The sequence below is a fragment of the Nesterenkonia flava genome (assembly GCF_031432335.1).
In the GTDB taxonomy this organism is placed as follows: Bacteria; Actinomycetota; Actinomycetes; order Actinomycetales; family Micrococcaceae; genus Nesterenkonia; species Nesterenkonia flava.
Genome location: NZ_JAVKGT010000034.1, coordinates 21383 through 30464 on the forward strand (window position 1 = coordinate 21383; position 9082 = coordinate 30464).

8 protein-coding genes are annotated in these 9082 nt (G+C 66.5%); 6 read left to right on the forward strand and 2 right to left on the reverse strand.

Annotated elements, in window-relative coordinates; translation table 11 throughout:
- Nucleotides 1-122 precede the first annotated feature (122 nt).
- Entirely contained in the window at nucleotides 123-1559 is a 1437-nt protein-coding gene (purB, locus tag RH857_RS11400; protein ID WP_310538098.1) for an adenylosuccinate lyase, read from the reverse strand.
- Between the two features lie 204 nt (nucleotides 1560-1763).
- Here purB and RH857_RS11405 point away from each other — a divergent pair, with 204 nt between their 5' ends.
- A complete protein-coding gene (locus tag RH857_RS11405) occupies nucleotides 1764-2258 on the forward strand; it encodes a hypothetical protein (protein ID WP_310538099.1) in 495 nt (164 codons plus the stop codon).
- Nucleotides 2255-3865 (forward strand): hypothetical protein, encoded by a 1611-nt coding sequence (locus RH857_RS11410; protein ID WP_310538100.1) that lies wholly within the window; start codon nucleotides 2255-2257, stop codon nucleotides 3863-3865. Before RH857_RS11405 ends, RH857_RS11410 begins: the two co-directional genes overlap by 4 nt.
- Nucleotides 3866-3924: 59 nt before the next feature.
- On the opposite strand, the gene RH857_RS11415 is transcribed toward RH857_RS11410, so the two are convergent.
- A complete protein-coding gene (locus RH857_RS11415) occupies nucleotides 3925-4335 on the reverse strand; it encodes a phage holin family protein (protein WP_310538101.1) in 411 nt (136 codons plus the stop codon).
- On the opposite strand from RH857_RS11415, the gene RH857_RS11420 reads away from it, so the two are divergent.
- The 4 genes from RH857_RS11420 to RH857_RS11435 are packed head-to-tail and all read left to right on the forward strand — an operon-like array spanning nucleotide 4336 to nucleotide 9021.
- Nucleotides 4336-5445 carry a histidinol-phosphate transaminase gene (locus RH857_RS11420; RefSeq protein WP_310538102.1) on the forward strand — a complete coding sequence of 370 codons (1110 nt, stop codon included), beginning with the start codon at nucleotides 4336-4338 and terminating at the stop codon, nucleotides 5443-5445.
- Nucleotides 5446-5477: 32 nt separating this feature from the next.
- On the forward strand, nucleotides 5478-6584 hold the full coding sequence (locus RH857_RS11425; protein ID WP_310538103.1) for a thiamine pyrophosphate-dependent enzyme: 1107 nt from the start codon (nucleotides 5478-5480) through the stop codon (nucleotides 6582-6584).
- Nucleotides 6581-7609, forward strand: coding sequence for an alpha-ketoacid dehydrogenase subunit beta (locus RH857_RS11430; RefSeq protein WP_310538104.1), 1029 nt, complete (start codon nucleotides 6581-6583; stop codon nucleotides 7607-7609). The genes RH857_RS11425 and RH857_RS11430 overlap by 4 nt, the downstream gene beginning before the upstream one ends.
- Nucleotides 7610-7611: 2 nt before the next feature.
- A complete protein-coding gene (locus RH857_RS11435; RefSeq protein ID WP_310538105.1) occupies nucleotides 7612-9021 on the forward strand; it encodes a dihydrolipoamide acetyltransferase family protein in 1410 nt (469 codons plus the stop codon).
- Nucleotides 9022-9082 lie beyond the last annotated feature (61 nt).

Sequence of the window (9082 nt, forward strand, 5' to 3'; positions counted from 1 at the left end):
CAGCCGGGGACAGCCTAGTCGTCAGCGCATGGAGCGGCACACTCCGCACTCTCTGCAGGTGCGTATAGCCCCGTATAGGGAAACTCCCTATACGGGGCTATAAAGTCCTAGATGAGTGCTGCTCAGCCGGCGAACTGCTTGGCCAGCTGAGCGGCCAGGCCGGTGTAGTCAGCCGGCGTCAGCTGGCTCAAGCGAGCCTCCGCGTCCTTGGACAGGCCCAGACCCGACACGAACTCTTTGAGCTTCTCAGCGTCCACGCGGCGCCCCCGGGTCAGCTCCTTCAGCCGCTCGTAGGGGTTCTCCATGCCGTCGACGCCTGCGATGGCCTCGGCGCGCATCACCGTCTGGATTGCCTCGCCCAGGACCTCCCAGTTGGCGTCCAGATCCGCGGCGATGACGTCCTCTGCCACAGCCAGCTGCTTCAGTCCCTTGGTCACGTTGCTCAGCGCCAGCACCGAGTGGCCCAGTGCGGTGCCGATGTTGCGCTGCCCGGAGGAGTCGGTGAGGTCACGCTGCCAGCGGGACTCCACCAGGGTGGCCCCCAGTGCGTCCAGCAGCGCATTGGAGATCTCCAGGTTCGCCTCGGCGTTCTCGAATCGGATGGGGTTGACCTTATGAGGCATGGTGGAGGATCCGGTAGCCCCGGCCACCGGGATCTGGCGGAAGAAGCCGATGGAGATGTAGCTCCACACGTCCACGCACAGGCCGTGCAGGATCCGGTTGAAGCGGGCGACGTCGGCGTAGAGCTCCGCCTGGAAGTCGTGGGACTCGATCTGGGTGGTCAGCGGGTTGAAGGTCAGGCCCAGCTTCTCCACGAAGGACTGTGCGATGCCGGGCCAGTCGGCGTCGGGGGCTGCCGCCAGATGAGCGGCGTAGGTGCCGGTGGCGCCGTTGATCTTGCCCAGGTATTCCTGCTGCTCGATACGGCGGAGCTGGCGGGAGAGGCGGTGGACGAAGACCGCGATCTCCTTGCCCAGGGTGGAGGGAGTGGCGGGCTGGCCGTGGGTGCGCGAGAGCATCGGCACCTCAGCGGCCTGCTGAGCAAGCTCGGACAGCCCAGCCAGCGCCTGACGAGCTGCGGGCAGCCAGACCTGCTCGACGGCGTCGCGAATGCCCACCGCGTAGGAGAGGTTGTTGATGTCCTCACTGGTGCAGGCGAAGTGCACCAGCGGCTTCAGCTCGCCCAGTCCCAGGCCGTCCAAACGACGGGCGATGAAGTACTCCACGGCCTTGACGTCGTGGACGGTCTCGGCCTCGATCGCTCCCAGCTCGGCGATCTCTTCCGGGCCGAAGCCGGTGACGATGCTGCGCAGCGCCTCGACCTGCTCCGCAGTGAGCTGAGGCAGTCCGGGAAGGACCCGCTGCTCGCACAGGTGGATGAACCACTCGACCTCCACATGAATACGGTTGCGGTTCAGCGCCGCCTCCGAGAGGTGGTCCACCAGGGGTGCCACCGCAGTGCGGTAACGGCCATCGAGTGCCCCGAGGGCGATCAGCGGCTCGGCGGCAGCGAGGGAGACACGGTCCTGGGCAGCGGAGTAAGCAGCGGTGCGAGTCATGCCTCAATTCTTCCACGCCCTACAGACTCGCGTGCGCGCTCCACCACCCTGGGGAGTTTTCCCCAAGGCACGCACGACGACGCCGCCGCGGCAGGCCTTCCACAGCTGCACTGGTGTCCGGGCCGTCGGGAGTCGCACCTCCGTAGATTCGCAGTCAGCTCCTTCGTGGAGCAGGCCCACCCCCCCGCTCACCGGAGGTTTCCCATGCTCATCTCCGCCGCTGCCCACCAGCTCGATACTGCCGCCAGCGTGTACGACGCCGCCGCCCGCACCCTGTCCACGGTGGGGCAGGAAAGCCGCGACCTCAGCAGTCACCTGGTCCAGGCCCGTTCCGTGGAATGGAGCTCGCCGGCGGCTGAGGCCTTCGGTGACGCCGTGCACTCGGCGCTTGCACTTCCGGCAGCCCTGGTGGAGCAGGAAGCGCAGAGCCTGGCGGTGGAAGCCGGCCTGATCGCCGATTCGCTGCGCGGTCTGGCCGATGGAGCCCGTGCTCTGGCCGCGAGCGTGTCCATCGTCCTCTCCCTGGACTGGGGTGCCATGGCAGCGAGTCGCTACGAGGAGCTGAGGGGTGAAGCCGTGCGGGCACTGGCCCCGGCAGCTCTGGAGGCGAGCCGCAGCGCGGCCGGTTTCGTCAGCTTCATCCATGAGCACCAGGGCATCCCTCCCGTGCTCACCGGACTCTCCAGGATGCTCGGATGAGCTCCGCGCAGTTCAGCTCCGCCTCGCAGCATTCGCCACCGGCACAGTCCACGCGAGGGGCACTGCTACAGGACCCTACTGGCCTCCTTGAGGACTGGGACCCGCGCGCTCTGTTCCCAGCACCGGCTGACCTGGAATTCGGTCACCGCACCTATGGGGGTCCCAGCCGGATCACCCTGAGCTGGGATGCTCTGCTCCAGGCTCAGGGACACCTGAGGCAGGCCGGGACCGTGCTGCAGTCCCAACTGACCTCGGTTCGCCGAAGCATCGCGGCCACCGCCGGTGTCAGCGTGCCGCCCCTGGACTGGCGGGTTCCGGGATTCCTCGCCCGTCTCGGAGCACTACTGCCCACCCTGACACTGATGGACCAGGGGCTGCAGAGCATCATCACCGCGGTGGACCGCAGCGACCAGGCCTACCGCAACGCGGAGACCACTCTTCACCGCTGGATACTCATCCTCCAGCGGCATTCCGAGTTCGGAACAGTCATGGAACACGTGGCCCATCCCGAGGGGGACAAGTCCCTGGCTTATGACAGCACCGCCACCTGGGTCACCCTGGTGGTGCCCGAGACGATCAAGCTCAGTACGCTGCACCCGCGCGCCCGCGCCGTGGTCGAGAGCCTCGAGCTTCTGGCGCGCAACGAACCCTTCACCCGGATCGAGCTGGACCGGCACACGCAGGTGCTCGAGACGGTGCCCGAGCACACCTTCAACCACGCCGGGACCAGCAGCTACTCGGGATTCCTGGAACAGATGCAGCAGGTCCCGCAGCAGGGGGACCTCGCCGTCACCCGCACCACATCGGAGCACGGAGAGGCGTACTACATCGTCCACATCGCCGGCCTGGACCTGGACGGCGTGAATCCCGAGACCGGGCGCGGCTACCGCAGTCTCGCAGATGCGGTCACCAACGACTCGGAACACATGCACCGCATGGTGGAGCAGGCCCTGGAAGCCGCCGGAGCCCAGGAGGGCGACACCATTGCGCTCAGCGGCTACAGCATGGGTGGACTCCATGCGATGAACCTGGCCGCCAACTCTCAGCTGCGCAGCCGCTACACCGTCACTGCGCTGAATACGGTGGCCGCACCGGCCACGAACCGCCGCATTCCATCGGAGACCACCAGCACGCACTACTTCGACGGCAGGGACCCGGTGCCCCAGACGCTGGGTGAGTTCCACACCCTCGCCCCCGAACGGATGGTGGTCCACTACGAGCACCATGACCGAGAAGCCACGGTGCAGAGCGTCTTCGGCAGTGCGCACGCCTACACGCACAACCTCGACGCCATCAGTCGGCTGGAATCCGAGCCTGAAGCCTTCACGAGTCAGGAGAACGCCCATCTCTCCGAGTTCAACGACCTCTACGCCGGAGAGGCGGAGACCTGGGTGTTCTCGACCGAGTGGGAGGCCAACGAGTCCCCACAGATCCTCATGCCCCGGGAGTGGCAGAGCATGCAGGACGCGATCCCGCTGATTGACCTGGTCAGGGATGTGGCGGAGGATTTCGAGGACTCAGGTCCTCTGGTGGATGTCCCGAGCGAACTGCGGTCGGCAGAGTCCGAGCCTCCTGCGGGGCAGAAGTCCCACGGGCGGAGGAGATGACCTGGACAGAGGGATCGTGGCCGAGATCGGCTGAGCTCCGTTGCGGACCGGGGGAGAGGCTACTCGGAGCGGTAGCCCCGGCGCTCCTCTGCGGGAGTGACGATGAAACGGTTCAGCAGCGCTGAGACCAGGGAGACCACGACGGCGCCCAGCAACGCGCTAAAGAAGAAGTCCTCCACCACGAAGTTCGCCGGTGTCCAGGACGTCAGCCAATCGGTAAGCATGAGCATCAGGGCATTGATGACGATCGCGAACAGGCCAAGCGTCAGACACGTGATGGGCAGTGAAAGGAGCGAGACGATGGGCTTGATCGTCACGTTGACGATGCCGAAGATGGCGCCAACGAACAGATAGGCAAGGATCACGGAGCCCGGATCGTCGCTCCAGCCGTCCACTCGGATCCCGGGCACCAGGATCGCGGCAGCGCCCAGAGCCAGGGCGTTGAGAACAATGGCCAGTAGAATTCTCACGTGCACGAGCATATACGCCCACGCAAGGCCATCGCCTCCCTTCCCGTCTACGCCGCGGGCAAACCGCCGGCGCCGGCTGACGGTCTGACCCCCTACAAGCTCTCTTCCAACGAGAACCCTTTGGGTCCTGTCCCGGCAGTGACTCAGGCGCTCGCCGCCGTCGACACGCTGCATCGCTACCCCAACCCCGGGGCGGAGAAGCTGCGGGCCGCACTGAGCGAGCATCTGCAGGTCCCCGACGCCGACATCGTCACCGGCACCGGCAGCCTGGGCGCACTCACCCAGATCATTGCGGCCTTCGCCGGCACGAACCAGGACGGCACCGCCGATGAGGTCATCTACCCGTGGCGCTCCTTCGAGGCCTACCCGATCGTGGTCGGCACCGCGGGAGCCGCCAGCGTGACAGTGCCCCTGACCGCGGAGCACCGCCATGACCTGGACGCCATGGCCGAGGCCGTCACCGAACGCACGCGCGTGATCCTGCTCTGCACCCCGAACAACCCGACCGGGCCCGCCCTGACTCACGCCGAGGTGGAGCAGTTCCTGACCAAGGTGCCCGCCGGCGTCGTCGTGGTCATCGATGAGGCCTATCTGGAGTTTGTGCGCAGCGAGGATCCGGTGGACTCCCTGGCGCTTTACCGCACCCACCCCAATGTGGTCGTACTACGCACCTTCTCCAAGGCCCACGGTCTGGCGGCACTGCGGGTCGGCTACAGCATTGCTCAGCAGGGGATCACCCAGCATGTGCGTGCCGCCGCCCCGCCGTTCTCCGTCAGCACCCTGGCGGAGGAAGCCGCCGTGGCCTCCCTGAACCACCTGGACGAGGTCCACGAACGCGTTCAGCAGATTGTGGAGGAGCGACAAAGAGTCCAGGCCGGCCTCCAGGGCCTGGGGTGGCCTGTTCCCGAGAGTCAGGGCAACTTCCTGTGGCTTCCACTGGGGGACCATGCCCTTGAATTCGCCCATGCCGCAGGCGTACAAGCCCTAGCAGTACGGGCCTTCGCCGGGGAAGGCGTGCGAGTCACCATCGGGGAGCGTGAAGCCAATGACCGTCTGCTGGCCTTGTGCGGAACCTACAGTTTCCCCGGTGTGAACCGACTGACAGAATAAGCACCGACCTACTGGTGACACCGAGGAGTCTTGTGGAGCCGATTCAGCTGCTCGCCCCCGACGGGAGCCTGCGTGAGCATGAGCTCTACAGCGCCTACTTGGAGAACCTCAGCGATGAGGACCTCCGTCAGCTCTACCGTCACATGGCCGTGGAGCGGCGCTTCGATCAGGAAGCCACCTCCCTGCAGCGCCAGGGACAGTTAGCCCTGTGGGTCCCCGCCTGGGGCCAGGAAGCGGCGCAGGTCGGCACCATCGCGGCGCTGAAGCCCACCGACCGGGTCTTTCCCACCTACCGTGAGCACGCCATGGCGCTCTACCGTGGCATCAGCCCCGAAGAGCTCATGGCCACCTTCCGCACCACCAAGCACTCGGGGTGGGATCCCAACGCCTACAACTTCCACATCTACGCGATCGTGCTGGCCTCCCAGACCCTGCACGCAGCGGGTTGGGCCATGGGCATCCAGCAGGACCTGCGGCTGGGATTGCTGCCCCGGGACCGGGCCGAGGATGAGCTGGTGCTCACGTGCCTGGGCGACGGTGCCTCCAGCCAGGGTGATGTGCACGAATCGATGGTCTTCGCCAGCTCCTACCAGTTGCCGATGCTCTACTTCTTGCAGAACAACCACTGGGCGATTTCCGTGCCGGCTGCCACCCAGTCCCGGACCCCGCTGGTGCACCGAGCTACCGGCTACGGATTCGAAGGCGTCCGCGTTGACGGTAACGACGTGCTGGCCAGCTACGCGGTCGCGGCCCAGCAGGCCGAGCAGATCCGCGCCGGTGCCGGACCCAAGCTCATCGAATCGGTCACCTACCGCATGGGCGCCCACACCACGGCCGATGATCCCACCAAGTACCGCCCCAGCGACGAGGTCGACGCCTGGAGCGCCAAAGACCCCATTGCCCGCTACCAGAAGTGGCTGCTGTCCACAGAGAAGGCCGACGACGCCTACTTCGCCCAGGTCGCCGAGGAAGGCAATGAACTGGCCTCCGAGCTGCGCCAGGCCGTGACCACCATGGAGTCCATCGACATCGAGCGGGTGTTCGATACCGTCTACGCGGAACCTCACCGCCAGATCGAGGTCGAGAAGAACTGGCTCAAGGAATACGAAGCCGGCTTCGTCGAGGAGGAGACCCCATGACCACGACGACGCCCTCCCCCCAGGCCGAGGAGTCCACCGTCACCGAGATGGTGCTCGCCAAGGCCATCACCGCTGCGCTGCGAGACGAGCTCGCCGCTGACGAGCGCACCCTGCTCATCGGTGAGGACATCGGTGCGCTGGGCGGAGTCTTCCGAGTTACCGATGGCCTCCAGGCCGAGTTCGGCACCCACCGCGTCATCGACTCGCCACTGGCGGAGTCCGGGATCATCGGCACCAGCATCGGCATGGCCATGCGCGGTTATCGACCGGTTGCCGAGATCCAGTTCGACGGGTTCGTCTTCCCCGCCTTCAACCAGATCACCACCCAGCTGGCCAAGATCCACAACCGCACTGACGGCGCGGTGTCGGCGCCGGTGACCATCCGGCTGCCCTACGGCGGTCACATCGGCTCGATCGAGCATCACTCCGAATCCCCGGAGGCGCTCTTCGCTCACACCGCTGGACTGCGCATCATCGCGCCCTCCAACCCCCATGACGCCTACTGGATGACCCGCCAGGCAATTGTCAGCGAGGACCCGGTGATCGTCCTCGAACCCAAGCGCCGGTATTGGCTCAAGGGCCAGGTGGACACCGCCAATCCGGCACCGGATGCCTTCACCGCGCAGGTGCTCACCGAGGGCACCGACATCACTCTGGCCACCTACGGCCCGCTGGTGCCCGTGGCACTGGCGGCGGCCGAGGTCGCCGGCCGCGAAGGCCGCAGCGTAGAGGTCATCGACATCCGTTCCATCAGCCCGCTGGATGACGAGACCATCGCCCGCTCGGCGGCAAAGACCCGCCGTCTCGTCGTCGCGCATGAAGCCCCCACTTTCGGCGGCTTCGGCGCAGAGATCGCCGCCCGGGTCACCGAGCGTGCTTACCCTCGGCTGCTCGCCCCGGTGCTGCGTGTGGGCGGATTCCACATGCCCTACCCGCCATCGTCCCAGGAGCATCGCTACCTGCCGGACATCGACCGCATGGTCGAAGCGGTCGAGCGAAGCTTCGCCTACGGGAGGACCCGCTGAGTATGAGCCAGACCTTCAACCTTCCCGACGTCGGCGAGGGACTCACCGAGGCAGAGATCACCGCCTGGCGCGTGGCCGTCGGCGACGAGGTGGCGGTCAATGACATTGTCTGCGAGATCGAGACCGCCAAGTCCCTGGTGGAGCTGCCGGTGCCCTTCGCCGGCACGGTGGAAGAGCTCGTGGTCCCCGAGGGTGAGACCGTAGAGGTGGGCCAGCCCATCATCCGGATCACCACGGCGGAGGACGGGCCTGAGGCTCCACGCTCGAACGCGGGATCCTCGGCAGAGGGCCGGGCGTCTGAGGGGTCGGCGTCCGCGACCTCGCAGCCGGAGAAGGACACCAAGGCTCTTGTAGGCTCCGGCCCCAAGGCTGATGCGCCCAAGCACCGTCCGCGCCTGCGTCCCACCGCTCCTGACCTGGTGGAGAACGTGGAGATCGACGACGCCGAACCGGCGCCTCATCAGGGTTTCCAGACCGGGGACCTGGCCGACATTGTGGCCAAGGCCAGTCCGCCGGTGCGCGCCCTGGCCAAACGCCTGGGCGTGGCGGTGTGGGAGCTCGTCGGCTCTGGCCGCAACGGCCAGATCACCCGAGACGATGTCGAGCGCCAGGCTCGGCACAAGAAACAGCTGCGTGACTCCGGACAGACGCCCGCTGCCGGAGCGCCGACGCCGGGACGTCGCCCGACCTCCCCGCAGGAGGCAGGCCTACTCTTCGACGGGCCGCGCGAGGAGAAGATCCAGGTGCGCGGAGTGCGTAAAGCCACCGCCCTGAACGTCTCCGCCTCGGCCTCCACGGTGCCCCACGTCTCGGTCTTCAAAGAGGTGGACGTCACCCGCACTATGGAGCTGCGGCAAGCACTGAAGAACGAGCCCTCCTACAAAGGGCTGAGCGTCTCGCCCATGCTCTTCGCCGCCAAGGCGATCATCTGGGCCGCACGCCGGAACCCGCAGATCAACGCCGCCTGGCACGAGACGCACTACACCCTGCGCAACTACGTGAACCTCGGCATCGCGGCGGCCACGCCCCGTGGTCTTGTGGTTCCGGTGATCCACGAAGCGCACACCTACAACACCCAGGGACTCGCCGCCGCGATCACCCAGCTGACCATCGATGCCCGGGAGGGCAAGACCACTCCCGGGGAGATGCAGGGCGGCACCATCTCCATCACCAACATCGGCGTGCTGGGACTGGACTCCGGAACACCGATTCTGCCGCCGGGACACGCCAGCATCGTGGCCCTTGGCGCAGTCCGGAAGAAGCCCTGGGTGGTGGATGGTCAGATTGTTCCCCGGGACGTCATGGTGATCGGTGGGTCATTCGACCACCGCCTCATCGACGGTGATCTCGCCGGGGCCTTCATCTCCGACGTCGCCTCAGTCCTGGAGCAGCCCGGGCTGCTCCTGGACTGAGCTAGTTGTGATGTTCAGGGAGGTTGGTCAGCCTGGTGATGGGTGGTTGGCCTCCGATGGC